This window comes from Candidatus Pedobacter colombiensis (assembly GCA_029202485.1).
Taxonomy (GTDB): Bacteria; Bacteroidota; Bacteroidia; order Sphingobacteriales; family Sphingobacteriaceae; genus Pedobacter; species Pedobacter colombiensis.
In genome coordinates this window covers 209,430-235,015 of the sequence record CP119313.1, presented here as the reverse complement: position 1 = coordinate 235,015, position 25,586 = coordinate 209,430, and the positions used below count along the sequence as shown (strand labels likewise).

General features: G+C 40.0%; 21 protein-coding genes. 7 read left to right on the top strand and 14 right to left on the bottom strand.

The window, feature by feature from the left end:
- Positions 1 to 50: 50 nt before the first annotated feature.
- From P0Y49_00985 to P0Y49_00950, 8 genes are read right to left on the bottom strand one after another with little or no spacing between them, the layout of a single operon-like run.
- On the bottom strand, positions 51 to 1,373 hold the full coding sequence (locus P0Y49_00985; GenBank protein WEK19730.1) for a peptidoglycan DD-metalloendopeptidase family protein: 1,323 nt from the start codon (positions 1,371 to 1,373) through the stop codon (positions 51 to 53).
- A 22-nt stretch (positions 1,374 to 1,395) separates the two neighbouring features.
- Positions 1,396 to 2,190, bottom strand: a complete 795-nt coding sequence (locus P0Y49_00980; GenBank protein ID WEK19729.1) for a DUF4292 domain-containing protein — start codon at positions 2,188 to 2,190, stop codon at positions 1,396 to 1,398.
- On the bottom strand, positions 2,168 to 3,235 hold the full coding sequence (locus tag P0Y49_00975) for a tetratricopeptide repeat protein (protein ID WEK19728.1): 1,068 nt from the start codon (positions 3,233 to 3,235) through the stop codon (positions 2,168 to 2,170). Before P0Y49_00975 ends, P0Y49_00980 begins: the two co-directional genes overlap by 23 nt.
- On the bottom strand, positions 3,236 to 3,667 hold the full coding sequence (dut, locus tag P0Y49_00970; GenBank protein WEK19727.1) for a dUTP diphosphatase: 432 nt from the start codon (positions 3,665 to 3,667) through the stop codon (positions 3,236 to 3,238).
- Positions 3,664 to 5,136 (bottom strand): polysaccharide biosynthesis C-terminal domain-containing protein, encoded by a 1,473-nt coding sequence (locus tag P0Y49_00965; protein ID WEK19726.1) that lies wholly within the window; start codon positions 5,134 to 5,136, stop codon positions 3,664 to 3,666. The genes dut and P0Y49_00965 overlap by 4 nt, the downstream gene beginning before the upstream one ends.
- The gene (locus tag P0Y49_00960) at positions 5,137 to 5,409 is read right to left on the bottom strand and encodes an acylphosphatase (GenBank protein ID WEK21761.1); all 273 of its coding nucleotides are present in this window, start codon (positions 5,407 to 5,409) and stop codon (positions 5,137 to 5,139) included.
- 14 nt (positions 5,410 to 5,423) lie between these two features.
- Positions 5,424 to 6,371, bottom strand: a complete 948-nt coding sequence (locus P0Y49_00955; GenBank protein ID WEK19725.1) for a nitronate monooxygenase — start codon at positions 6,369 to 6,371, stop codon at positions 5,424 to 5,426.
- A gap of 18 nt (positions 6,372 to 6,389) precedes the next feature.
- Positions 6,390 to 7,568, bottom strand: a complete 1,179-nt coding sequence (locus P0Y49_00950; GenBank protein WEK19724.1) for an amidohydrolase family protein — start codon at positions 7,566 to 7,568, stop codon at positions 6,390 to 6,392.
- A gap of 143 nt (positions 7,569 to 7,711) precedes the next feature.
- Here P0Y49_00950 and P0Y49_00945 point away from each other — a divergent pair, with 143 nt between their 5' ends.
- The 5 genes from P0Y49_00945 (at position 7,712) to P0Y49_00925 (ending at position 12,035) form a co-directional block, all read left to right on the top strand.
- Positions 7,712 to 8,401 carry a YafY family protein gene (locus P0Y49_00945; protein ID WEK19723.1) on the top strand — a complete coding sequence of 230 codons (690 nt, stop codon included), beginning with the start codon at positions 7,712 to 7,714 and terminating at the stop codon, positions 8,399 to 8,401.
- A gap of 135 nt (positions 8,402 to 8,536) precedes the next feature.
- A complete protein-coding gene (locus tag P0Y49_00940) occupies positions 8,537 to 9,028 on the top strand; it encodes a DinB family protein (protein WEK19722.1) in 492 nt (163 codons plus the stop codon).
- A gap of 90 nt (positions 9,029 to 9,118) precedes the next feature.
- Positions 9,119 to 10,177: a 23S rRNA pseudouridine(2604) synthase RluF gene (gene rluF / locus P0Y49_00935; GenBank protein WEK19721.1), complete on the top strand. Its 1,059-nt coding sequence runs from the start codon at positions 9,119 to 9,121 to the stop codon at positions 10,175 to 10,177.
- A 64-nt stretch (positions 10,178 to 10,241) separates the two neighbouring features.
- The gene (gene rlmN / locus P0Y49_00930) at positions 10,242 to 11,291 is read left to right on the top strand and encodes a 23S rRNA (adenine(2503)-C(2))-methyltransferase RlmN (protein WEK19720.1); all 1,050 of its coding nucleotides are present in this window, start codon (positions 10,242 to 10,244) and stop codon (positions 11,289 to 11,291) included.
- A 45-nt stretch (positions 11,292 to 11,336) separates the two neighbouring features.
- Positions 11,337 to 12,035, top strand: a complete 699-nt coding sequence (locus P0Y49_00925) for a phosphoribosyltransferase family protein (GenBank protein ID WEK19719.1) — start codon at positions 11,337 to 11,339, stop codon at positions 12,033 to 12,035.
- 565 nt (positions 12,036 to 12,600) lie between these two features.
- Here P0Y49_00925 and P0Y49_00920 read toward each other — a convergent pair.
- Together P0Y49_00920 and P0Y49_00915 are read right to left on the bottom strand one after the other, a co-directional pair.
- The gene (locus tag P0Y49_00920; protein ID WEK19718.1) at positions 12,601 to 15,378 is read right to left on the bottom strand and encodes a PAS domain S-box protein; all 2,778 of its coding nucleotides are present in this window, start codon (positions 15,376 to 15,378) and stop codon (positions 12,601 to 12,603) included.
- A 19-nt stretch (positions 15,379 to 15,397) separates the two neighbouring features.
- Positions 15,398 to 16,669 carry a serine hydroxymethyltransferase gene (locus P0Y49_00915; protein ID WEK19717.1) on the bottom strand — a complete coding sequence of 424 codons (1,272 nt, stop codon included), beginning with the start codon at positions 16,667 to 16,669 and terminating at the stop codon, positions 15,398 to 15,400.
- Positions 16,670 to 16,762: 93 nt separating this feature from the next.
- Here P0Y49_00915 and dxs point away from each other — a divergent pair, with 93 nt between their 5' ends.
- Together dxs and P0Y49_00905 are read left to right on the top strand one after the other, a co-directional pair.
- Positions 16,763 to 18,691, top strand: coding sequence for a 1-deoxy-D-xylulose-5-phosphate synthase (dxs, locus tag P0Y49_00910; protein WEK19716.1), 1,929 nt, complete (start codon positions 16,763 to 16,765; stop codon positions 18,689 to 18,691).
- A gap of 217 nt (positions 18,692 to 18,908) precedes the next feature.
- Complete coding sequence (locus tag P0Y49_00905; GenBank protein ID WEK19715.1) at positions 18,909 to 19,616, top strand: hypothetical protein; 708 nt, start codon at positions 18,909 to 18,911, stop codon at positions 19,614 to 19,616.
- A 75-nt stretch (positions 19,617 to 19,691) separates the two neighbouring features.
- On the opposite strand, the gene P0Y49_00900 is transcribed toward P0Y49_00905, so the two are convergent.
- The 4 genes from P0Y49_00900 to P0Y49_00885 are packed head-to-tail and all read right to left on the bottom strand — an operon-like array spanning position 19,692 to position 25,557.
- Complete coding sequence (locus tag P0Y49_00900; protein WEK19714.1) at positions 19,692 to 20,723, bottom strand: GntR family transcriptional regulator; 1,032 nt, start codon at positions 20,721 to 20,723, stop codon at positions 19,692 to 19,694.
- A gap of 19 nt (positions 20,724 to 20,742) precedes the next feature.
- A complete protein-coding gene (locus tag P0Y49_00895) occupies positions 20,743 to 22,134 on the bottom strand; it encodes an FGGY family carbohydrate kinase (GenBank protein WEK19713.1) in 1,392 nt (463 codons plus the stop codon).
- Positions 22,135 to 22,149: 15 nt separating this feature from the next.
- Positions 22,150 to 23,424, bottom strand: a complete 1,275-nt coding sequence (locus P0Y49_00890; protein ID WEK19712.1) for a TIM barrel protein — start codon at positions 23,422 to 23,424, stop codon at positions 22,150 to 22,152.
- A gap of 12 nt (positions 23,425 to 23,436) precedes the next feature.
- Positions 23,437 to 25,557: a bifunctional aldolase/short-chain dehydrogenase gene (locus P0Y49_00885; protein ID WEK19711.1), complete on the bottom strand. Its 2,121-nt coding sequence runs from the start codon at positions 25,555 to 25,557 to the stop codon at positions 23,437 to 23,439.
- Positions 25,558 to 25,586: the final 29 nt, after the last annotated feature.

The window sequence follows — 25,586 nt, the reverse complement described above, 5'->3', positions numbered from 1 at the left end:
TCTCTATTTTTACTTCTTTAAAACAAATATAAACAATTAATTGCAATAGTTTATTTAGCGATCCACGATGCAGGATTTTGCGCAACAGCTCCTCGGTAAATTTGGAACTGCAGTTCTGGCATATCGCCCGACGAAGCAACCGTCCCAATATTCTGTTTTGTACTTACATCATCACCGGCACTTACGCTTACGGTCCTTAAATTCTGATACACAGTAAAGAACTGACCATGCTTAATCAGCACATAATATCTACCCAATGCATTTCCTACTTTAGTTACCTTGCCATTAAACACCGCTCTTACTCCTGCACCGTCCGCAGTTTGAATCGTAACCCCGGCATTATCGTAACTTGCCTGTCCTTCCTTATGTTTTCCGAAACTTTCAGTAATTGATCCTGATGCTACAGGCCAAGGTAAAGAACCCCTATTGCTTTCGAATGCAGCCGACAATTTTGCGGCTTCGGGCGTTGCGGCCAAATACTCACTGTTACTTGCCTTTGGCTTTGCAGCAGCTACAGGAGCTGGTGCAGGTGGTGCTGGTTTATTTTCAGCCTTCGCTTTCGCAGCGGCAGCAGCAGCGGCGATGGAAGCAGCTCTTGCCGCTTTTGCTGCAGCAACCCTTGCGGCTTCCTCAGCACGTTTTCGCTCCAGTTCAATCTCACGAACAATCGCTGCTCTGATGCTCCGGTCAAGCTGGGCCTGTTGCTTTTTACGGGTAGCAATATCCTGACGGAATTGTTTTTCCTCCTTACTATATCTATTCAACACAGCAGATTGCTCTGTCTTATTCTTACCCAGCTTATCTTTTTCATTCTCCTGCTCATGCAAAAGATTACTTTTTTCTTTCAGATTCTTATCTAAAATAACAATTTTATAATTCAGATCTTTCTGTGTCCCTTGTATATATCCAGCCTGTTTTTTGCGGTACTGTCCAAATTGTTGCAAATATTTAATCCGTTTGTAAGCCTGATTGAAATCCTTTGCTGCAAAAACAAACATCATCTTATCATAGGCATTTTTATTTCTCTGGGCAAATCTGATCATCCCGGCATAGTCCTTTTTCAGCTGCCCCAATTGTCCTTTAAGGATAATTACAGTATTGGTATTTTCATGGATCTGATTGTCCAGGTTCTTGATTTCAGAATTGATTACCGTAATCTTATCTTGCATTAATTTGATTTTGGCATTTAATGCATTGATTTGGCTTAAGGTTAACTTTTTATTATTGGCCGTTTTATTCAGGTTTCGCTGCAACAGCTCAATCTCTCTTTGTATAGCCTCTTTTTTTCTTTTAAGTTCCGAGCTACTTTGGGCAAAGGCAACCGATGCGGATAATATAAATAGTAGGAGGAAAAGAAATTTGCTTAGCTTCATTGGGTCAAAAGTATAAAAAAAATCAGTTTATTACTTCATACTTCCCAGGAACACTAAACGGGAAATCAAGTGGGACATTGCGTTCTACATTGTAGTATTCCAGTTCAATGTTTACAATTTTATTTCCTGTCATCGAATTTATCGTGAGCCCACTGGGAAACAATGAGCCGCCCAAATCCTGATAAGCGCCACTATACAGCACCTTTAAAGCTTGCCCGGCAGTTACATCATTAACAGTGCTTTCACTAACCTTCATCACACCGTCAAAAAGCACCTTATAAACCAGTGCTTCTTTTTCACCCTGCAATATCCACTGGCCATTTAACTGCTCAATTTTTGCCTCATCATTAAAAAAATACGGGATTGTATTACCTGATAAAATAGATTCCAGCCAATCAAAACTCACCTGCTCATTGGTAAATTTATGAATGTAATCAAATGGCTGCTTCAAGTATACATTCTGAAAGTTGTTCCGCACTTTAATGCTATCTGGTGTAATCAAAGCTCTTGCCACCTCAATACCTGCCAATGCAGTTATGCTCACCCAAATCCGGCGGCCTTTCTCCATCCGGATATTCATCGTAGCATTGTTCTTACTGCCTCCAAGGTCTAACTTAGCCTTTGCCTTAACAGACAATGTACTAAAAACCAAATCCTTAGACTTCAACAATTGAATATTTTCGGCATTTTCACTACTTAACTCTTTTACTATCGCTGGTGGTGATGCCACAACTACAGCTTTCTTAATTTTACAAGCCAACAAGGTTGCCGACAGCAAACCTGCCCACAATAAATTATTCCAAATATTTCCGCTCATTGATCTTTCTAGTTAATTTTTCTGAACCATTTCCTGCTGCTTTAGCTTTCTTCCACTGTACCAAGGCTAATGCTGTATCGCCCCGAACAAACAAAACATCACCGTACAACTCCAAATAAATTCCATTATCAGCATCCAACTCCAAAGCCGACTTAACATTCGTAAGCGCCAAATCATATTGATGGTCCTGATGTAATGCCAACGCCATAAAGTAATATAAGATGGCCTGATTGGGATAAATAGCCAGTGCTGCATCTGCAGTTTTTATAGCATCTTTATACTGCTTGAGAAGCAGTTGTATATTTAAAGCTTGCTCCCAGGCTCTGTAAGGATGTTCATCGCCCTGCAACACCAGCTTAAACTGAGCCAGTGCCCCATTTAAATCACCTTTTTTATATAAACTTTCAGCAAGTTGCATCCCCTGTTCAGCTACAGCAGGCTCAACACCAGACTTTCCGTCATCATGTTTACGCCCCTCTTCGCCTGAGATGTTCACCGGACCTCCAGACACAACCCGTCTTCTTGCACGAGTAAGCTCATCGGATGGGCCAAACTTTTTTTCCAACTCATCATACCCCTTCATCGCCTCAGGGATTTTACCAGCCATCAAATAAGCATTGGATCTGTCGAAATAATAATCACGTTTATCTGGCGAAAGTCTGATCAACTGATTCAAAACCCCTGCCATAGCATTCATATCGCCTTTACGTTTATACAGTTCGGCCATCAGCATCCAGTACCAGGTGTTATTAGCTTCTAGCGCTGTAGCTTTTTTAATAGCCATTTCAGCTTCATAAAGATTATTCTGCCGATAATTTACAATAGCAATTTCATAATAAACGGCAGCATTCTTAACATCCAACTGAAGTATTTTGTTAAAACTCTCGTTCGCCCTACTGTAATCTTCATTCAGCTTATCGCGCAAACCAGCAAAAAAAAGTACTTTTACCATGGCTGTATCTGCCAATAGCGCCATAGGCCTTTGAGCAAACAACGTAGGGACATAGCCCAAAAACACCAATAAAAGTACTTTAAACTTCTTCATTTATTTACCGGTATGTCCATAACCGCCTGCACCGCGAGCGGTATCACTTAATTCTTCAACTGCATTCCAGACAATGGTCTCATGCTTTGCAATCACCATTTGAGCTATCCTATCTCCATTATTCACTACAAAGTCGGTATCCGATAAATTAACCAATAACACTTTAATCTCCCCGCGATAATCCGCGTCGATAGTACCCGGTGAATTCACAATACTGATGCCATGTTTATAAGCCAAACCACTACGCGGACGTATCTGCGCTTCAAAACCAACTGGAAGTTCAATGTATAAACCAGTTGGAACCAATACCCGTTGCAAAGGTTTAATGGTGATTTCGGTTTCTATAAAAGCCCGCATATCCATACCTGCTGCATGTGCCGTTTCATATTGTGGCAATGGATGTCCAGAATTGTTAATGATATTTACGTTCATCGTTTCTTCAATATAAGTTTCAATTGATCCTTTTCAAAATAAACCACACCTGCCAAAAAGGTCAATAGCAAGGCATTACCAATATAAATATTCCTATTAAATACCCAAAAAGAAAGCACGACCAGGATAACCGAAGCAAACAGGTAAATCAGCATCCTTTTCAAATCATAAGGTATAGGATAATGTTTTTGTCCAAGCACGTATGAAATCAACATCATCACAAGATAAGCTAACATAGATACCCATGCTGAGCCCATATAACCATATTTCGGCACAAGAACAATGTTCAACACAATGGTGGTTATTGCGCCGACAACAGAAATATACAACCCAAATTTTGTTTGATCTGACAATTTATACCAGATAGACAGGTTTACATAAATCCCTAAGAATACATAGCCGAGCAGTAAAAAAGGCACAGCGTTTAATCCCACCCAATATTCTCTGGCGATAAAATGCTTAAGGATATCAATATTTGCGATCAGACCAACAAAAATAACCGCTAAGGCGATGACAAAATAATTCAAAATCGTAGCATAAGTCTGTTTCGCATTTACATTTTTAGCATGACTGAAAAAGAAAGGTTCTGCACCTAATCTGAATGCTGTAATAAACAAACTTAAAAACACTGCAATTTTGCAAACAGCACCATAAATCCCTAGATTATATTCAGAAACCCCCAATTGGTTAATAATCATTTTATCCAGATTTTCATTAACTACAAAAGAAAGGTTAGCGACTAAAACAGGCCATGAATAGGATACCATTTTACTAAAAAGTTCTTTGTCAAACTTAAGCTGCAGCTTTATCAGTTCGGGAAGGAGCAAGATCAAAGTCAGCACACTTGCAATCAGATTTGAAATGAACACATATCCTACCCAACCGGTCCTGTACCATGATTCAAACCATTGTCCTACCGGACCGCCAAATTTAATAATTGCAGGAATAACAAATAAAAAGAACAAGTTGAAGCCAATAAAACTGCCAATGTTCAGAAATTTGATCAAGCTAAACCTCATCGGACGTTCATCAGCCCTAACTTTTGCAAATGGAATTACGCAAATCGCATCTATAAAAAGTAACCATACAAAATAGTGCACATACTTTACATAATCAGCCATTTCTTCTGGTCCATTGGCAAAATAAGCTGCTATTGGTGACGAGAAAACAATACCTGAGATTAAAAAGAGTGTGGAGATAAGCGCTACACAGAAAAATGTATTGTTATAAACCTCTTGTTTTTTATCTTCATGCTTATTCAGGTATCTGAAAAATGTACTTTCCATACCAAAAGCAAGAATGGCATTGATCAATGATGCAGAAGCATACATCTTCGTAAAGATCGCATAAACGCCGGGTTGAAATACCCCCGTAAACAACGGTGTAAGTATAAAATTAAATAGCCTTGAAATTACCGTTGTAACCCCGTAAATAGCTGTCTGTCCAAGAAATTTCTTTATTGCCGACATCTACTTCTTAATGATTTCAAAATTCTGATAGTTTTTAAGTTCTCCCGGGGTAACCTCGACATTTTCAATCTTGGCCCGATCTGTCCCCTCATTACACCAATCCATAAAAACTTCCAGTAAAGTATCGTCTCCTTCAGCTTCTATATAAACGCTGCCGTCCTTTTCATTTCTGATCATCCCCCTAATCCCCATTTGGTCGGCCACAACTTTCGTAACAGCCCTGAAAGATACGCCCTGTACTTTCCCGGTAATCTTAATTTTTATATGTTTTATTTCCATGTGTACTTTTATAATTTTATCAATGCAATCCGCTCTTTCTCCCGCAAAAACTCTTCCCAAACCGATGCCAATATATCAGCAGCAGGTCTTATCTCTTTCAGCATTGCTGAGACCTGTCCAATTTCCAGTTCTCCCTGCTCAATATCGCCCTCAAACATACCTAATTTAGCACGCGCTCTGCCTAAAATTCTCACCAGTGTATCCTTATCTGCTCCTTCAGCCTCTGCTTGTGCTATTGCATCAGCAAATTCATTTTTAAGTAAACGAACGGGAACAACCTTCTTCATGCTCAATTTTGTATCCCCTTCTGCTGCATGTATAATCTTGTTTTTAAACTGAGGGTGTGCCGAAGATTCCTCAGCAACAGCAAATGCTGAGCCGATCTGAACTCCTTCAGCCCCCAGAGCCATTGCGGCCAACATTGCTCTACCGCTCCCAATCCCACCAGCAGCAATCACAGGTATTTTAACTGCATCACATACCATAGGGATCAGACACATCGTAGTGGTTTCTTCTCGTCCATTGTGGCCACCAGCCTCAAAACCTTCGGCAACGATAGCATCTACTCCACAAGCTTCTGCCTTCAATGCAAATTTCGTATTGGCAATTACATGCACAACAGTGATACCTTTCTCTTTTAAAAAGCTTGTCCATATGGCCGGATTACCCGCAGATGTAAACACAATACGAACCCCTTCATCAATAATGATCTTCATCACATTCTCCACATTCGGATAAAGCAAGGGCACATTTACCGCAAAAGGATTTTTGGTAGCCGCTTTACACTTCCTAACATGCTCCAGCAAAACATCAGGATACATAGAACCCGCACCAATAATACCCAAACCTCCTGCATTGGAAACAGCCGAAGCCAATCTCCAACCACTACACCATACCATTCCAGCCTGGATGATCGGGTATTTCACTCCAAATAGTTCAGTAATTCTATTCGCCATATTGCTGATCACCTTTCATTAAAACAACCGTTTTACAACATCTCCTAAAATCACTTTACCATCCCTTTCCGCAAACTCAATCAGGTTTATGCCCGGCTGCTTCCCCAGTTCAAAACTGCCAAAACGCCGATCAATTTCCAAAAATTCGGCTCCATTAAGGGTACCCCATTTCAACAACTCTTCAGTAGGGACATCAAAGCGTTCCTGCAACAAATTCATCTCAGCAAGAATACTTAAGCCATCATTACTAGCCAGGCTATCTGTTCCCAGGGTAATTCTTAAGCCCGCAGCCCTCATCATATTTACATCAGGCAGCATATTCTCTATATATAAATTTGCATGTGGGCACAAGCACCAATATAAATTGGGGTGAATGCCGGTAGCGTAAGCTACATCTGCAGCTGAAGTATAGGTATTGTGCACCAGTAAAGTTTTTAAATCCGGTGATAACAAGGGTAAATAGGTCTGTAGAGAAGTTTTTCCTGACGGCTTAAAGAAACTGATATCCTGTCCTAAAAATTTAAAGAGTTCTAAAAACCCACCGGTTTTTTGCTCAAAGAAAGCATTTTCATCTGCTGTTTCCTGATTATGTATCGTCACCGGCCCATCTTGGTATTCGGCATATGCATTAAGCTCATGAAACAATTCAGGAGATACTGAATAAGGAGCGTGGGGAACAATAGAAACCGGCAAAGGACTCAGCTCATCTTTAAACTGCTTGGCCCTTTTCATCGCTTCCTTAGCCAGATCAGGATTAAAGCCCATGATCTCTAAAAAGGTATGATAATAAACCGGGGTATTTACTTTCATGATCTTTGATATGAGCTGGTTGCAGATGTCACCAACTGCCACAATTCCATTCTCATACATTTCAACATCCGCCTTTAACATAGCGAGATTTAGCTCATACTCATCAGAGGTACGCAATTTAATTACCGACTTCACAAAGTCGGGCAATCCGGTGTGCTTCGGAATTAAGCCCTTGAGATTCGATAACTCAATATGGCAATGTGTATTTACAAAACCAGGGACCAACAAACCGTCATGATATTCAATATCATTTAATTGTCTTTCTTCCGCTTCCTCGGGTGTATAGATACCCTTAATAGTACCTATCGAATCAATCGAAAGAACTCCATTTTTTATTGGTGCGCCTACTACCGGATAAACATACGTTGCTGAGATATGAGAAATCATACGCAAATAAAAGATTTTTCCACCTAAAAACTACTATCACACACTTGCTCCCAACGGTATTATTACTTTCAAACCTTATTGCCTACTAAGATTATTAGCAGCAGATGGATTATATTTGTGCTAACAACAACCTGTAAACTCAAATGAACCGAATAGACCGGCTTTTTGGCATTCTTCTATTGCTACAAACCAAAAAATATGTTTCTGCTGATAAAATAGCAGCTCAATATGAGATCAGTACGCGAACCGTATATCGGGATATTAAAGCATTGATAGAACAAGGCATTCCGATTAGCTTCGAACAACCAAAGGGTTATTTCATTGTACAAGGTTATTTTTTGCCTCCCGTTTCTTTTAATTCTGAGGAAGCCAATGCTTTATTAATTATGGAAAGACTGGTTGCGGGTTTTGCTGATAAATCCATTTCTACGCACTATAATACCGCCTTAAACAAAGTCAAAGCCGTACTAAAACATTCGCAAAAAGAAAAGCTGGAGTTTTTAAACAACAACATCAAATTGCAGCTGCCAGAGTCTATTAAAAATGAGTTTGATCATTTATCGGCCCTGCAAAATGCCATTTCGGTGCAATCCATTATTGAAATAGCTTATACCAACCAAAACAGCGACAGCAGTAAGCGCGAAGTTGAGCCTATTGGATTGATCTTTTATGCATTTAACTGGCACTTGATTGCCTGGTGCCATCTGCGCAGTGAATACCGCGATTTCAGGGTATCGAGAATCGATCAAATCAGAATACTGGATATTCCTTTCAAAAAAACTGCTCACATGTCACTCAATGAGTACATGAAATTGCTGCCGGTAAACTATTAATAAACTTTTCTACCAAAGTCTATGTTATGTCCATGTTTTCCAGATAAAAGAACTTATTTATACTTTTTAAATACAGACTGACATAAGGTTGTCAGTACCTCCTATTTTCTTTGTGCTATTAAACAATAATAAGCTATGAATAGAATAAACATGTACTTAAAAGAGTTAGAGCAAGAAGCACTAACTACCCGCAAAATGTTAGAAAGAATTCCAACTGATAAATTTGACTGGCAACCACATCCAAAAAGCATGAGCATTAAAAAGCTTGCTACACATATTGCCGAATTACCAACCTGGATTACAATGGCCATTACTACAGATGGACTTGATTTCGCAAACAATCCTTATACACCTGAGGATATCAACAGCACAGAAGAATTACTGGCTTATTTTGAGCGTTCGCTGGCTGATGGCAGGACGGAACTAAAACCTGAAAATGAAGCAGTGCTGGATAAAATATGGACCTTAAGAGAGGGTGAGCAGATTTACACTGCAGAACCAAAAGCTGACATTATACGCATGACCATCAACCAGATCATTCATCACAGAGCACAGTTGGGGGTATATTTGCGATTGCTAAACATCCCTATTCCGGGTAGTTATGGACCGAGCGCCGATGAAATGTAAGCTTAAATAACAAAGCTTTAAAATATTTTGATAGTTTATATGGGTATAAATTGATTTCTTTGTAAATAATTTCAATTTATACCCATATCCATGTCTGACTCTACCGTACGGTTAAATAAATACATTAGTGAAAGTGGCTTATGCTCAAGAAGAGCGGCCGACAGATATATTGAGCAAGGAAATGTATATATCAATGGCAAAAAAGCCAAAGTAGGTGACAAGGTGTTTTTTGGTGACATCATCACTGTTAACGGACAGACTATAGAACCAAAGGAGGTTGAAAACTCAATTTTAATAGCCTATAATAAACCTGTGGGAATAACCAGCACAACTGAAGCTGGTGTCAAAAGTAATATTGTAGACCATGTGAACCATAGCGAAAGGGTATTCCCAATCGGACGCTTGGATAAAGATTCACAGGGGTTGATCTTCCTGACCAACAATGGCGATCTGGTAAATAAAATCTTAAGAGCCGGCAATAATCACGAAAAAGAATACTTGGTAACGGTAAATAAACCTCTTACTGAATCCTTTATAGCTGGTATGGCTAAAGGCGTTCCGGTATTGGGGGTGATGACAAAAAAATGTAAGGTAAAGCAAGAGAGCACTTTTGTATTTAGAATTATATTGGTTCAGGGTCTAAACCGACAGATCAGAAGAATGTGTGAGCATTTTGGATTTGAGGTTACAAAACTTGAACGGGTAAGGATCATGAATATTAGCCTGAAGGGTATCCCTGTAGGCGAATGGCGGGAACTTACACCGGAAGAGCAAACAGAGATATTTAATCTGGTTGCGAAATCAAGCGCATTGGAAGCGGCTTCGGCTCCTAAACGGGTAAATAAAAAACCTAAGACATATGCTGAGGAAGATTTCTCAGAAAATGTTACCCCGGGAAGATCAAGAGGTGCAGCGCCTAAGGCTCCGGGAAAAAGACCGGCGAAGAAAGCTCCAGGTTCTGTAAGCAGAGAAGACCGTCCGGCTGGCGGAAAGGGTAAATCTTTTGGTAAAGTTCCGGCAAGCAAATCAAGAGGTGGTGCTGCCAGCAATGATTGGTTTAAAGCAGGTGGCCCTAGCAAACGACCTGTTAAACCGGGCAACGGAAGATCGGGTACCCCGGGTGCTAAAACCAAAAGTCCTAAACGATAGCCTTTTATACCTTTACCCCGCGATTACAATCCGTATTGCAATTTTTTGGTAACTTTGCATTTAAATGCCTGCTACAAATAGAATAGATATCCGTTCATTAGACCTTACTCAGCTTCAACAGCACTTTACTGCGATGAAGGAACCTGCCTATAGGGCAAAACAGGTTTATCAGTGGCTTTGGGAAAAATCGGCACGTTCGTTTGCCGAAATGAGCAACCTTTCCAAAGACCTTAGAAATAAGCTTGATGAACACTATGCCATCAATGTTGTAGCCGTAAACAATTCGCAGTTCAGCAACGACCATACCATCAAAAATGCCTTTAGACTTTATGATGGTAATATTGTGGAGGGCGTTTTGATTCCAATGGATGACCGTATGACGGCTTGTGTAAGTTCACAAGTAGGCTGCAGTTTAACCTGTAAGTTTTGTGCTACCGGCTATATGGATCGTAAAAGGAATCTAAATGCAGACGAGATTTATGATCAGGTTGTGCTTATCGATCAGCAGGCCAAGCAAAACTACAATGCCCCACTTACCAATATCGTTTATATGGGTATGGGCGAACCATTGCTCAATTATGCCAATGTGATGAAATCTATTGAGCGCATTACTGCTCCTGATGGATTAAACATGTCGTACAAACGTATCACCGTTTCTACAGCCGGCATCTCTAAGATGATAAAAAAGCTTGCCGATGATGGGGCTAAATTTAACCTGGCCTTATCACTTCATGCGGCGAATGACAAAAAACGCAATGAGATTATGCCTATTAATGAGCACAATTCATTAAAGGCACTTTCAGAATCGTTAAGATATTATTTTGCCAAAACCAAAAATCCGGTAACCTACGAGTATATCGTTTTCAACAACTTTAATGATGAAATTGAGGATGCAATGGAGCTGGCGAAGTTCTGTAAGCACATCCCATGTAAAGTAAATCTGATTGAATACAACCCTATCCAATTTGCTGATTTCATTAATGCTGAAGGCGATAAGATAGACGCATTTTCGAATTACCTGAAAAGTCAGGGCATCAACACAAATATCAGACGCAGCCGCGGTAAGGATATTGATGCTGCTTGTGGACAGTTGGCCGTTAAAGAACAAAATTAACTTCTTTTTAACCAGCATAAGCTTAAAACAAATTAGATTGACAGCATGATGCTGTTTAAACGTTTTTTAAGCGATCTGGTAGCCCTCTTGTTTCCCAACCTATGTTGTGGGTGTAGTACTTCTTTATATCATGGCGAGGAACAGCTGTGTACAAAATGTATATACTACCTTCCCTATACCGATCATCATCTGCATACAGAGAATGCGGCCGCACGACAGTTGTGGGGCCGTTTACCTTGTCATGCCGTCATGTCCTTACTTTATTTTAAAAAGGGAGCCCGCACACAAAATATCATTCACAATTTAAAGTACAGGGGACGCAAAGACCTGGGGATAAAACTGGGCAACATGATTGCTCAAAAGCTATTGTTGAGCACAGCTTACGATGGCATTGACTTGATCGTTCCTGTACCTTTACATCGGCGTAGGGAACACCAAAGAGGGTACAACCAAAGTTTATGCATAGCGCAAGGGATTTCATCGGTATTAAAAGTCCCGGTAAACACGTATTGCTTATTGCGCAAACGCTCAACCACAACTCAAACTAAAAAAGGAAGATACAATCGGTTTGAGAATATGCTGGGGGTATTTTCAATTACAGATCCAACAATGCTTAAAGGCAAACACATTTTACTGGTTGACGATGTCATTACAACAGGCGCTACATTGGAAGCTTGTGGGATAGTTTTGTTTGAAGCTAAAATCAGTAAACTCAGCATTGCCACGGTCGCTTTTGCAAAGTAAGCATTCGTTAAAAAAATTAGCATTCATAAAACAAATCGCCACGCTTATCGTTTATACAATCGAGAGCGTTAATTTAGATGGTAAGGGTCGATATTTTCTACACAGAAATATCGGCCCTTTACTTATTAAAGGCAGTTTTTCACGAAAAAACAATTATTTGACAAAAAAATCTACCGAGATATTTGGCAATTCAAAAATAATTCCCACCTTTGTTGCGAGAGCGTTAATTTAAGGGTCGATAAACTCATCTCTGAGTTATCGGCCCTTTATCTTTTACCCAAAAAAGAGAGTTAAAGCGCCCTATTTCAGATCAATGCCAGAAGTTCCGGAGCTGGATGTATTTTTTATTTTTAGCCAATTCAAAATTACCAATCAAACAGGTAGCTACTTATAATTTATAGTGAGACGGTGTATTATTACGTCTGCTCCGCTACTGCTATTCGACTGCTATTCGACTGGTATTGGACTGGTATGATACTGCTTTTACCAGTTTATACGCAATTTTATAGCAGTCTTATTTTAGCTTCTATAAAAAACGAGGAACAGTTGATTTTCCCTGAGAAAATTACTGATACAAATGCAAGGAAAGCAATTCTCTGATTTCTTCAGGTTTGAATGGCTTTAAGATATGTCCATTCATCCCGGATTCTTTAAACTTGCTGTATTCGTTATGAAGAGTTGAGGCCGTTAAAGCGATAATTGGAACCATTTTAAAATAATCCTCAGGCAAACCCCGAATGATTCTTGTGGTTTCAAAACCGTCTATTCCGGGCATTTTAATATCCATGAAGACCAGGTCATAAGTCTGTTCCTTAATCTTAAGTATGGCTTCATCTCCATTAAAAGCAAAATCAATATGCAATCCGAATTTACCCAGGATTCTTCTAGCAATTAACAGATTGATTTCATTATCGTCAACGATAAGTATCTTTTTACCTGTAAACACTTCAGGTTGAACAATCAGATTATCTGTATTAGCAAGTGCAGGAGATTTTGAAAAATTCAAGGTAAAAGAAAAACATGTCCCTTCCCCTTCTACACTTTTAACCTCGATTTCAGAATTATATAACTGCAATAACTTTTTGGTAATGGCTAACCCTAAGCCTGTACCGCCATATTTTCTTGAAATATCAGTTTTGGCTTGGGTGAAGGTTTCAAAGATATAATTGAGTTTATCCTCAGGAATGCCTATTCCATCGTCATTTACCTCAAAGTAAATCCCTACATTTTCCTGATCATTTGCTATAAGTTTAAGGAGCAAGATTATTTTACCATGATCGGTAAACTTAATGGCATTGCCCAATAAATTCATCAGGATCTGGTAAAGCCTGGTCTTATCTCCCGAAACAAGCTCCGGGATTTCATCATCGTAAAGCAGTACCAGTTCATTGCCCCTCTTGCTGGCATTGACACTTAAAGAGGTAACAATATCAGTTGTTAACGCCTTCATACAAAACGGTACCGACTCAAGGTGCAAGTTCCCTGTTTCTATTTTTGTGAAGTCGAGGATATCATTAATGATGTTCAGCAGATTTTCCCCTGAAAACTTCAGGATATTCAAATCTTCAATTTGTGATGGTTTAGGATCATTATCCATCAAGAGATGAGTCATTCCTATTACGGCATTGAGTGGAGTTCTGATCTCGTGGCTCATTACAGAAAGAAACATTTCTTTAGCTTCACTAAGTCGCAACGCTTGCTCTTTGGCCTCTATTATCTCCCGCTCTACCTGCTTGCGTTGGGTAATATCTGTGATCAGATCAATCTGCCGTTCCAATTTACCCGCATCACCCACAATAGGTGTAGTGGCTACAGAAAGCCAAACCATTGTTCCATCTTTTTTCTTTGCCTGAACTTCTATGGAATAAGGTTGTTTATTTTGTGCCTTTTCTCTCGATTCATTAATTAGCTGGTACTGAACAGTATCACTCTGTGCACAAAGCACATCTCCAAGTTTAAGCCCTTGCAGTTCGAGGGCTGTATAGCCTGTTAATCGCTCCAAAGAATGATTAACCCAGGTCGTGTAGCAGTTTGCGTCAGAAATATTTACACCCGTATTGGTTTCACTGGCAACTAAAGACAATACCTGCAGCTCCTCTTCGGCATTTTTCTTGTCGGTAATATCTATAATGATCTCGACTTCTGTTTCCACCTTTCCCTCTTCATTAAATACTACAGTATTATAAATAGAGATCCAAATGGGCTGTTTATCTTTACGATAAGCCAGAAGATCAACCGTAAAAGATTGGTTTCTTTTAGTGAGGGCTCTTGCTTTTTCCAACAGCTCCATATCCGTTTTCGGACCGGCAATTAAATCTCCAAGACGTTTCCCTTTTAGGTCATCCAGGTTAAAGCCGGTAATTTTTTCGAAAGCTTCATTTACCCATGTCACATGGTTGTCGGCATCATTTATAACAACTGCATTGTTTACCTTACTGGCAACAAAGGAAAGTTTTACCAACTCCTGCTCTACCTTTTTATTTTCAGTAATGTCTCTACCATAAGCATACCATCGCTCATTTTTGACAACCATAGTCCAGCTTATCCAGCGAATCAAACCGCTTTTGCTGACAACCCTAAAATCAATAGCGAATTGTTTAATTCCTTTCCCAAGCCCATCCTCAATAGTTTTCACAACCCTATTGAGATCATCTCTATGGCAAAAACCCCAAATATTTAGTCCTAAAGCTTCATTAACGCTATATTCCAACAGATTGGTAATGGCATCGTTAATAAACAAAACGGTTCCCATCTTGTCCAGAATGCAATGTATTTCGGGAGATACTGCAGAGATATTAAGCAGTTCTTCAAAGCGTTGGGTATTGGCGGCAAGTTCCTCACTTTTCCTCTGTAGGGATATGTGAGTCATGACTTCCTTTGCCAGGGTCTCCAATCCTTCTTTCTGCGTGTCGGCAAATTGCCGGGGCACGGTATCAAAAACGCAAACTGCACCTAACTTAAAACCGTTCTCATCTATTAAAGGAGCGCCAGCATAAGCTCTGATATGGGGTTCTTCTATTACGAAGGGATGATCTTTAAACCTGTCATCCAGCAGCGCATTATGTACTTCAAAAACATCATTCCTTTCATTAAGGATGGTGTGATCACAAAAAGATATTCGGCGAGGAACCTCATTAAAAGGGATGCCTATTGAAGATTTAAACCAGACCCTTCCTTCATCAACTAATGCAATTAATGCAATAGGCGCATTACATACGAGTGATGCAAGCCTGGCGATATTATCGAACTGATACTCATTCGGTGTATCAAGAATATTATAGCCATGCAGCGCGTTAACGCGATTACCTTCATTAGTTGATGAATGCTGGTCTTTAGATAACATTTAGCTTTTTGTAAAGCCGTTATTTATACAATGGAAAACGACTTACTAAATTTATCACTTTTTCCTTTACTTGCATTAAATTACTTTCATCTTCTGCATTTGTCAATACCTGATCAATCAGATCAACAATTTCTTCCATTTCGGTTTCCTTAAAACCTCTGGTTGTGATGGCTGCAGTACCAACCCTAATTCCTGAGGTTACAAATGGAGATTTGTCATCAAAAGGAACCATGTTTTTATTTACAGTGATCTCTGCTTTTTCCAATGCACTTTCGGCAAGTTTACCGGTGATGTTTTTATTGCGTAGATCGATCAGCATTAAATGGTTATCGGTACCACCTGAAATGATTCCATATCCTTTAGCCACAAAAGCTTTAGCCATTGCCTGTGCGTTTGCTTGTACTTGTTTTACATAAGCTAAATACTCATCACTTAGAGCTTCACCAAAAGCGATGGCTTTAGCAGCAATAATATGTTCTAACGGACCACCCTGAGTACCCGGGAAAACTGCCATATCTAAAACTGATGACATCATCCTTGTCTCTCCTTTTGGAGTTTTTAATCCGAACGGGTTTTCAAAATCTTTACCCATCATGATCATACCACCACGAGGGCCACGTAAAGTTTTATGGGTAGTTGTAGTAACGATATGGCAATGTGGAAGTGGGTTTTGTAATAATCCACGAGCAATTAAGCCCGCCGGGTGAGAAATATCGGCCATTACCAATGCACCAATTTTATCAGCCACGCTGCGTACGAATGCATAATCCCATTCTCTGGAATAAGCCGAAGCACCAACGATAATTAATTTAGGACGTTCTGCAAGGGCTACTTCTTCCAACTTTGCATAATCGATCCTACCATCTTCTTTTGATACACCGTAAAATAAAGGGTGATACAATTTTCCTGAAAAGTTAACCGGAGAACCATGTGTTAAGTGTCCGCCATGTGAAAGATCAAAACCAAGAATTTTATCACCTGGCTTAATCACCGCAAGCATTACTGCAGCATTTGCCTGTGCTCCTGAATGTGGTTGTACGTTTACCCATTCTGCACCAAAAAGTTTTTTAGCACGCTCAATAGCTAAGCTTTCTATTTTATCAACCACCTGGCATCCACCATAATACCTTTTACCTGGTAGTCCTTCAGCATATTTATTGGTTAAGCAAGAACCTGCAGCCTCCATCACCTGTTTGCTCACAAAGTTTTCAGACGCGATCAGTTCCAAACCATTTTCCTGACGGGCCAATTCTTTGTCAATCAAATCAAAAATTAATGTATCTCTAGTCATTTATCAATGTATTTTTTTGTAAAATTAGCGATTTTCCTTCTTAGTTTAATAACAAAATACCTTACTTTGTACTTTCTATTCTATAAAGCCTGCATGGAAGATATTAACGGTCCGTTTTTACCCAACATAAATTATCCTGCTGATTTAAAGCGGTATAAAGAACAAGATTTAGAGCAAATAGCCCAGGAACTTCGCCAATACATCATTGATGTAGTAAGCGTAAACGGGGGACATTTTTCATCCAGTCTTGGTGTTGTGGAACTAACGGTTGCTTTACATTATGTATTAAACACCCCTTACGATAAGCTGGTTTGGGATGTTGGTCACCAAGCCTATGGTCATAAAATATTGACCGGAAGAAAGTCTGTATTTCATACAAACCGAATCATTAATGGAATCAGTGGGTTCCCTAAAATAAGTGAAAGTGAATACGATACGTTTGGCGTAGGCCACTCTTCTACCTCGATCTCTGCTGCATTAGGTATGGCTGTCGCTTCGCATTACAAAGGCGAAACAGATCGTCAGCATGTTGCGGTTATTGGCGATGGCGCTATGACTGCAGGACTTGCTTTTGAGGGACTAAATCACGCGGGTATTGAAAATTCTAACCTACTGGTGATTTTGAACGACAATTGCATGTCAATTGATCCTAATGTTGGTGCTTTAAAAGAATATTTAACGAACATTACCACTTCGAAATCTTATAACCGCTTTAGGGATGACATTTCGCAAGTGTTGATTAAACTTTCAGAGCTTGGGCCAAATGCGCACAAGTTTGTAAAGAAAATAGAAAAAAGCATTAAAGGTACTTTGCTTAAACAAAGCAATTTATTTGAAGCACTAAACTTCAGGTACTTTGGTCCGGTCGACGGGCATGATGTGCAACGTTTGGTGCAGGTGATCAGGGATTTAAAAGATATCCCTGGGCCTAAGCTTTTACATATTGTGACTTTAAAAGGCAAAGGCTTTGCTTTGGCCGAGAAAGACCAGACCAAATGGCATGCACCGGGTTTGTTCGATAAAATCACTGGTGAAATCAAGAAATCGGTATCCGATAAACCTCAACCACCAAAATACCAGGATGTTTTTGGACATACGCTGGTAGAACTTGCTGAGGCTAATAAAAACATTGTTGGGATTACCCCTGCTATGCCTTCTGGCTCATCGATGAATATCATGATGAAAGCTATGCCAAACCGTGCATTTGACGTGGGTATTGCAGAACAACACGCCGTAACATTTTCTGCGGGTTTAGCTACACAAGGGCTTGTTCCTTTTTGTAACATCTACTCTAGCTTTATGCAAAGGGCTTATGATCAGGTGATACATGATGTAGCCATCCAGAACCTGAATGTGGTATTTTGTTTAGACCGTGCCGGTCTTGCCGGATCAGACGGTGCTACGCATCACGGAGCTTATGATCTTGCCTATATGCGTTGCATCCCGAACATGACCGTTGCAGCTCCAATGAATGAAGAAGAGCTCCGTAACCTAATGTACACCGCTCAGCTCGAAAATGCAGGTCCTTTCTCCATTCGTTACCCGAGAGGAAACGGAGTGATGCCCGATTGGAAACGTCCATTTAAAACTATTGAGGTGGGTAAAGGCCGAAAGATATGTGACGGCGAGGATGTTGCTATATTAACGATTGGCCATGTTGGCAACTTTGCCGTTGAAGCTTGTAAGGAGCTCAACAGTGAAGGCATACATCCCGCACATTACGATATGCGTTTTGTGAAGCCTTTGGACGAAGTCATACTACATGACGTGTTTAAGCGCTATAAGTATGTAGTAACAGTTGAGGATGGTTGCCTGCAAGGTGGAATGGGAAGTGCTGTGCTAGAGTTTATGGCAGATCATAATTACAATGGTCAGGTGATTAGATTGGGTATTCCTGATGAGTTTATAGAACATGGTGAACAACCAGAATTATGGGCTCTTTGTGGCTATGACACCAATGCAATCATTACAACCATAAAGAAAATTGCTGTTGGCAGAACCACTGCCACGATCGCATCATAATTAACAAATTATACGATAAAAAAGCGCCCAAACTGTGAAGTTTGTGCGCTTTTTTTATATGCTAAAATTTCGTAAATGGGTCGCTCAACACCAAAAAAATCATCAATCAGCAAATCAACAGGTTAAGCAAAAACAGCCTTGTAATGACATTAAGCTGACATTTTTAATTCTTTTAAGGCTAATTTTGCGGCCTTATTATTCAAAAAATCAAACACTGATGAAAAAATTATTACTATCATTAAGCGTTGCTATGTTAGGTTTAGCAGCACAAGCACAAAATTTCAAACCTGTTAAAGGTGACGTTACTACTGAGTTCGGTTTAACAGGTGGTATCAACAACACAAACTTCAATTTAAATGATGGCGCTGGTTTATTGCGTTTCCGTTATTTCCAAAAAAACGATGTTGCTTTCCGTTTAGGATTCAACGTTGGTAGCACTAACAAAACAAACAATGTTTATGGAACAGGTGCTAATGAAGGTAAAGAAGGATTTGGAAAACTTAAAGCAACTGAAATCCTGATCAACTTAGGTATCGAGAAACACTTCGCTGGCACAGACCGCCTGTCTCCATACGTAGGAGCAGATATCCTTTTCGGAACATCAACTAGCAAAGCAAATTTAGAAAATGCTACAGGAACTGTTCAATTACCTGTTTTTACAGATGGTACTAACATTGAAACTAAATTCCCAAGTACAACATCAATTGGCTTACGTGGCGTAGTTGGTGCTGATTACTATATCGCTAAACGCTTATTCTTAGGCGTTGAAGCTGGTTTAGGTTTCGCTTATAAAACTAAAGGTAAGTCTGAGCAAACTACAACTATTAACAACGTTAGCGTTACTACTAAACATAAATCAGCTGGAAACAGCTACGAAATTAACCCAAGTGTAATCACTGGTGTTCGTGTTGGTTTTGCATTCTAATAAAGCGCTGATTTAACCAGCAATTATTATAAAAAAGCTGAGCATCTGCTCAGCTTTTTTTATGTCTAAAATTAACTATAAGGAAGCCCTTAAGGTTAAATGAAATGGAACCTCCAGATGTTCTTTAGAGTTCTCCAATATAAGCTTAGCCGTCATCTCTCCCATCTGTCTGAAATCTGTAGAGATTGTTGTTATTCCATTTAAAATGATCTTCTTTAGTGGCGTTTCATTGTAGGAAATCACGCCTACATCTTTACCTAATTTCAATTTCATATTGATGAGCCTTTCAATCAGGATTACCAGATCATCCTCCATCAGGTTGATATAAACCTCTCCTTCCGCAATGTCTTCTGTAAGGATTTGATTGATCACTTTCGGTGTAAAGGCATATTGCTGACAAAAGCGATAAAACCCTTTCAGAATTTCAACAGGATAATAACTTCGATTAGGCATGATCATCTTAATCGTATGATACTTCTCTAAATGCCCCCTGGCCTGATCCAGCGCATTATAGATATCATTCTCAAAATTTTCATACACCGCAGCATATTCACCACTCACCCCCGGAACCAACTTGTCCAATATCACTAGTTTTTCTTTGGGAATCAGGTTAATCACTTCATGCACATGATCATGCCCTTCCATAAAATGTGGGATAATCACATAATGAGAATAATCTTCTTTTCTATTGGAAATGAGTTTTTTAAAGAGGTTAAAATCGTTGTTATAAATATAAAAATCTACAGCAACATGATCCCCCAATGCCTTTATAAAAGCATCGTAGATGATCTTTTTATGCGAGCTGAGTTTATTGAAAAGTAAAAATATTTTAAGCGTCCGTCTAAAATCGGTACTGATGATGTAGTAGCCTTTGCCGGGCACAGAGCCTACTACACCAATCTTTTTAAGGTACTTATACCCCTTTTCTGCAGTATCTCTGGAAATCTCCAGTTCGTAACTCAACTCATTAATAGAGGGCAGCAGGTAATCTTTCTGAATCTTCCCGGATTCTATAGCACTCAAAATAGAATTGGTTAACTGTAAGTACTTTGGCGTTGAAGAATACTCATCAACATGGATATAGTCAAAAAATTTCACCGGCTTCATCAGGTTAAGATAGTACTATTTAATGCAAAACAGTCCCTCCCGCATAATATTTTAATTCAATAATATCGTTAGGTAAAGGTTTTGTATTCCATGATTTATGTATCGCAAGCGCAGCCCCAACAGCAGTTGCCTGAGCCATATAGGCAGCAAACACCTCCAACTCCGGAAAAGCGGCAGCCAGTAAATTCATAAATATCACATTCTTACTAAATCCACCATCTACAAATATGCGTTTTACGGTCGTTCCATGCAGTACTCTGCCCGTCGAAATGTATTGCTGGTTTACCAGATCAAAGATCAACTGGTGATAAGCCATCACATCGGTAGGATAATCATGGAGATCGCGTTTAGAGAAAGGAGATTCTTTCAAACCTTTAGTTGTGTCCGCTTCAAGATTGGCTCCTTTATCCATTTGCTGTAATTCCTCTATTATTTTAGGATCGAATGGAACTGAGCGGTAAGCGATTACATCCGTGCCAAAATGGGCTGCAATGCGCTTTACTTGTTGCTCATGCTCATAGCCTGCAAAAAGACGTGAAGCCTTAACAGGCTTTCCTTCGTACTGTAAATAGCAAAGGCAATCGTTTTCAAGTTCTTCTGTCGTAAGTGGAGTAGAATTGAATGGATTTAAGCTGATACACCAGGTCCCTGTAGACAGCAATATAAAGGGTTCATGGAAATTAACCAAATAAGGCACCAATGCTGCTGAGCTATCATGAAAACCCGGACCTACCGCATAATTGTTCCCCGGAAAAGCAGCAGGAAGCACACTATCCGAAGGAACGATAGGCGCAAGCTTATCAATTATACCCTCTTTCCGTACCCATTCGTGGTAATCATTTTTAGTAAAATCCCACAAATTGGTGTGACAGCCTATACTGGTAATGTCCGAGTAAGCTTCACCTGAAATCAAGTAGCTTAAATATTGTGGCAGGTGAAGCGCGTACTTAATTTGCTCAAACAATTCAGGTTTCTCATACTTGATGCGGTAAAGTTGCATCCCCGAGTTTAGACTTCCTAAAACCGGAGAAGCAGTACGATTAGAAAACTCTTCCATCCCCCCATAAGTATTGTAAAACTGATCTTTTAAAGCTTCTGGGTACTCTTTAAGGTAATTGTATAAAGGAGCCAATGGATTTCCATTGGCATCAATATATACAAAACTTGCTCCATAAGTAGCAAAATTGATGGATTTCACTTCGAAAGCCGGATTTTTAAACACTTCTCTTAGCGAATCAAAAATAGAGAGCCTTAAGCTTTCCAGATTTTCGCAGGGATCTCCATCCTCATCAACAGTCTCCAGAAACCTGGCTGATCTTTCGAAAACAATTTTATACTGTTCATCAAAAAGGAACAATTTTTTATTTGTCTTACCTACATCAAACACAGCTATTACAGGAGTTGCCTTCATTTTTAATCCCATTAATTATAATCCAGTTGCTACAGTTTTTAAACCACGGCTTTTAATCAACTCTTGTCTAACATTACTTGCTCTAAACAATTCAAGCGGAGCCAAAGCTGCACCGGCACGTAAACGAGCTTCAGCTACGAGCGGACGCAAATCTGTACGGAAGGCCTGCTGCAAGATTTCCTGCGCACGGGCTACATCATTTTCGTCCTGTGCCTTTTGTAAAGCTCCACGGTCTACAGATAAGGCCTGTGCGTAAGCCAGCATAATCGCTTCCACTGATTGTAAAAGATCTTCAAGCGGATCTTTAACGTTATGCGAGGCATCAATCATCCAGGCTAAATCTTCTCTGTGGTTCATACCACGTGCATCCATTCCTTCAACCAGTTCATTAAAGATCAGGAACAACTGATAAGGCTTCATGCTGCCCGCAGTTAAATCGTCATCTCCGTATTTTGAATCATTGAAGTGGAATCCACCCAACTTCCCTTCCATCAGCAATAAAGAAACAATTTGCTCGATATTCGCATTTGGCAGGTGGTGACCAAGGTCGACCAGCGTAAAGGCTTTAGGGCCCAGCTTGTTTGCATATAATAAAGACTGACCCCAATCTCCTACCGTTGTAGAATAGAAATTTGGTTCGAAAGCTTTGTATTCTACAAACACTTTCCAATCGGCCGGCAAAGCGGCATATATTTCCTGTAAACTTTCCAATGTGTTTTGGAAAGCTTTTCTAAAGTTTAATTGTCCCGGGAAGCATGATCCATCGGCCAGCCATACGGTTAATGCTTTAGACCCCAACTCAACTCCTTGACGGATTACTTCAATATTGTGTTCAATGGCTTGTTTTCTTACTGCTTTATTTACATGCTGCAAAGAACCGAACTTATAGCTATGTGCCGAACCAGCCTGATCCTGAAAAGTATTGGAGTTCATCGCATCAAATGTTAAACCATGCTGCGCAACCAGTGCTTTTATAGCAGGTACATTTTCTGCGGTATCCCATGGAATATGCAGCGAAATTGCACCACTTGCTGCATTTAACTTATGCAACAAGCCTATATCTTCGATCTTTTCTTCAATGTTACGAGGCTCTCCACCTGAAGAAAAACGTCCGAAACGTGTTCCCCCTGTACCTAAAGCCCAACTTGGAATTCCGATCTGAAAATCGATCAACTTTTGTATGATACCTTCTGCATTTGCAACTTCATCTTTGACAAAAGCAAGCTTACGCTGATGTTTAGGCAAAAGCTCGCTATTATGTGATTCAATCTGATAATTTTCTAAGTTCATAGTTTTAGTTTTTTAACGGACAAAGGCGTTAGCTACGCCGCCATCCACATTTAATACATTCCCGGTTGATTTGTTCAACAATCCGCCCACAAAAGCAAAACAAGCATTGGCAATATCATCCGGTAAAATTATTTCATTTAGCAAGGTACGTTTTGCATAGTAAGCAGGCAACTCTGCAACAGTAATTCCATAAGCTTTTGCACGGCCTTCAGCCCATCCACCAGCCCAGATATTGCTATCACTGATTACTGCATCCGGGTTAACTACGTTTACACGGATACCATCAACACCCAGTTCAGCAGCATTTAATCTGCTCAAATGTAGCTGAGCAGCTTTAGCGCTACCATAACCTGCATTGTTTGGTCCACTAACCAGCGCATTTTTACTCACAATATTCAAAATATCACCCCCGATTTCTTGCTTCTGCATCGTTACCACTGCAGCCTGGGTAATAAAAAACTGGCCTTTTACCAATACATCATACAGCAGGTCCCAATCTTTTTCGGTATGATCGGCTATCGTTTTTGAGATGGAAAGACCAGCATTGTTGATCACAATATCTACTCCCCCAAAAGCAAGTGCAGCAATGTCAAATGCACCAGCAATTTCTTCAGCATTGGTTACATTTAATACTGCTGTAGCATAGCTGTCCTTACCAAATTTACTTTCAAACTCATCGACAGCACCTTGCAAACGCTCGGCATTCATATCATTTAGCACTACTACAGCACCTTCCTCAACAAACTTACGAGCAATAGCCTTTCCAATACCGCCAGCACTACCGGTAATCAAGGCAATTCTTCCTGAAAGCGGTTTAGGCTTAGGCATTCTTTGCAGTTTTGCTTCTTCCAACAACCAGTATTCAATGTTAAACGCTTCCTGTCTCGGTAAAGAAGTGTATTCAGAAATGGCTTCTGCGCCTTTCATCACATTGATGGCATTGGTGTAAAACTCGGCAGCTACTCTTGCGGTTTGTTTATCTTTTGAGAAAGAGAACATTCCGATACCAGGATAAAGGATAATTACCGGATTGGCATCACGTATTGCAGGGCTATTGCTGTGTTTGCATGAATTGTAGTATTCAGCATACATTTTTCTGTAAGCTTCGAATTCAGGCGCTAATCTTTCTTTCAGCGATTTAACATCACTAAGATCTTCAGTAGGCTCCAGTTTCAGTACCAGCGGACTGATCTTGGTGCGTAAAAAGTGGTCAGGACAGCTTGTACCCAATGGTGCCAAGCGATCAAGATCATTCGAGTTGATGAACTCCAAAACTCTTGCATCATCTGTAAAATGTCCTACCATGTGTCTTTCGCTAGAACAGAAGCCTCTCAATACAGGAGCAATTGCTGCAGCCTGTCTAGTACGTTGCTCTTTTTCTGCACTTCCTATTTTCTGTCCGCCAAATACCGGACCTTTTTTACCATAATTTTCTTCCAGGTACTCAGCACACCTTTCAATTACCTCAAGGGTATTCATATAGCTTTCATATGCTGTATCACCCCAGGTAAATAATCCATGCGAACCTAACATGATCCCCCTGATGCCCGGATTTTCATCTAAACATTTGCGCAGCATTAAGCCCAACTCAAAGCCTGGCTTTTGCCATGGCACCCAGCCAATTGTTCCATTAAACAGCTCTTTGGTAATGCGCTCACCATCTTTAGCTGCCGCTAAGGCAATTGCTGCATCAGGATGCAAGTGATCGATATGCGCAAAAGGCAGGAAGCCATGCAAAGGCGTATCAATAGATGGCGCTTTAGAGTTCAGGTCGTAGATGCAGTGGTTAAAAAGCTCAACCATTTCATCTTCGTGCGCCAAACCTCTGTAAATATTTTTAAGATCACGCAGACGGTCTACATACAAAGCTGCAAGACCACTGCTTTTTAAAGTACCCAAATCTCCACCAGATCCCTTGACCCACATGATTTCTGTTTCCTGCCCTGTTAATGGATCTTTAGCAATAGCCTTACATGAAGTATTGCCACCTCCATAGTTGGTTAAGCGCAAATCTGCACCTAATAAATTTGAACGGTAGATTAACAGTGCAACTTCATCACCGGCCATTTCAGCAGCCTTTGCATCATCCCACAAATAGCTTACATGTTTAAAATCGGTTGTTCGAGTACTCATAAAAATATTTAAATTAATTGTTTTTGTTT

What these genes read in the sequence shown, in the direction of transcription:
- P0Y49_00950 (WEK19724.1), bottom strand. Translation starts at nt 7,568, where the DNA reads ATGATTTCTCATATCTCAGCAACGTATGTTTATCCGGTAGTAGGCGCA.
- P0Y49_00980 (WEK19729.1), bottom strand. Translation starts at nt 2,190, where the DNA reads ATGAGCGGAAATATTTGGAATAATTTATTGTGGGCAGGTTTGCTGTCG.
- P0Y49_00940 (WEK19722.1), top strand. Translation starts at nt 8,537, where the DNA reads ATGAATAGAATAAACATGTACTTAAAAGAGTTAGAGCAAGAAGCACTA.
- P0Y49_00925 (WEK19719.1), top strand. Translation starts at nt 11,337, where the DNA reads ATGATGCTGTTTAAACGTTTTTTAAGCGATCTGGTAGCCCTCTTGTTT.
- dut (WEK19727.1), bottom strand. Translation starts at nt 3,667, where the DNA reads ATGAACGTAAATATCATTAACAATTCTGGACATCCATTGCCACAATAT.
- P0Y49_00920 (WEK19718.1), bottom strand. Translation starts at nt 15,378, where the DNA reads ATGTTATCTAAAGACCAGCATTCATCAACTAATGAAGGTAATCGCGTT.
- P0Y49_00900 (WEK19714.1), bottom strand. Translation starts at nt 20,723, where the DNA reads ATGAAGCCGGTGAAATTTTTTGACTATATCCATGTTGATGAGTATTCT.
- P0Y49_00905 (WEK19715.1), top strand. Translation starts at nt 18,909, where the DNA reads ATGAAAAAATTATTACTATCATTAAGCGTTGCTATGTTAGGTTTAGCA.
- P0Y49_00895 (WEK19713.1), bottom strand. Translation starts at nt 22,134, where the DNA reads ATGAAGGCAACTCCTGTAATAGCTGTGTTTGATGTAGGTAAGACAAAT.
- P0Y49_00975 (WEK19728.1), bottom strand. Translation starts at nt 3,235, where the DNA reads ATGAAGAAGTTTAAAGTACTTTTATTGGTGTTTTTGGGCTATGTCCCT.
- dxs (WEK19716.1), top strand. Translation starts at nt 16,763, where the DNA reads ATGGAAGATATTAACGGTCCGTTTTTACCCAACATAAATTATCCTGCT.
- P0Y49_00885 (WEK19711.1), bottom strand. Translation starts at nt 25,557, where the DNA reads ATGAGTACTCGAACAACCGATTTTAAACATGTAAGCTATTTGTGGGAT.
- P0Y49_00945 (WEK19723.1), top strand. Translation starts at nt 7,712, where the DNA reads ATGAACCGAATAGACCGGCTTTTTGGCATTCTTCTATTGCTACAAACC.
- rluF (WEK19721.1), top strand. Translation starts at nt 9,119, where the DNA reads ATGTCTGACTCTACCGTACGGTTAAATAAATACATTAGTGAAAGTGGC.
- rlmN (WEK19720.1), top strand. Translation starts at nt 10,242, where the DNA reads ATGCCTGCTACAAATAGAATAGATATCCGTTCATTAGACCTTACTCAG.
- P0Y49_00955 (WEK19725.1), bottom strand. Translation starts at nt 6,371, where the DNA reads ATGGCGAATAGAATTACTGAACTATTTGGAGTGAAATACCCGATCATC.
- P0Y49_00915 (WEK19717.1), bottom strand. Translation starts at nt 16,669, where the DNA reads ATGACTAGAGATACATTAATTTTTGATTTGATTGACAAAGAATTGGCC.
- P0Y49_00890 (WEK19712.1), bottom strand. Translation starts at nt 23,424, where the DNA reads ATGAACTTAGAAAATTATCAGATTGAATCACATAATAGCGAGCTTTTG.
- P0Y49_00965 (WEK19726.1), bottom strand. Translation starts at nt 5,136, where the DNA reads ATGTCGGCAATAAAGAAATTTCTTGGACAGACAGCTATTTACGGGGTT.
- P0Y49_00985 (WEK19730.1), bottom strand. Translation starts at nt 1,373, where the DNA reads ATGAAGCTAAGCAAATTTCTTTTCCTCCTACTATTTATATTATCCGCA.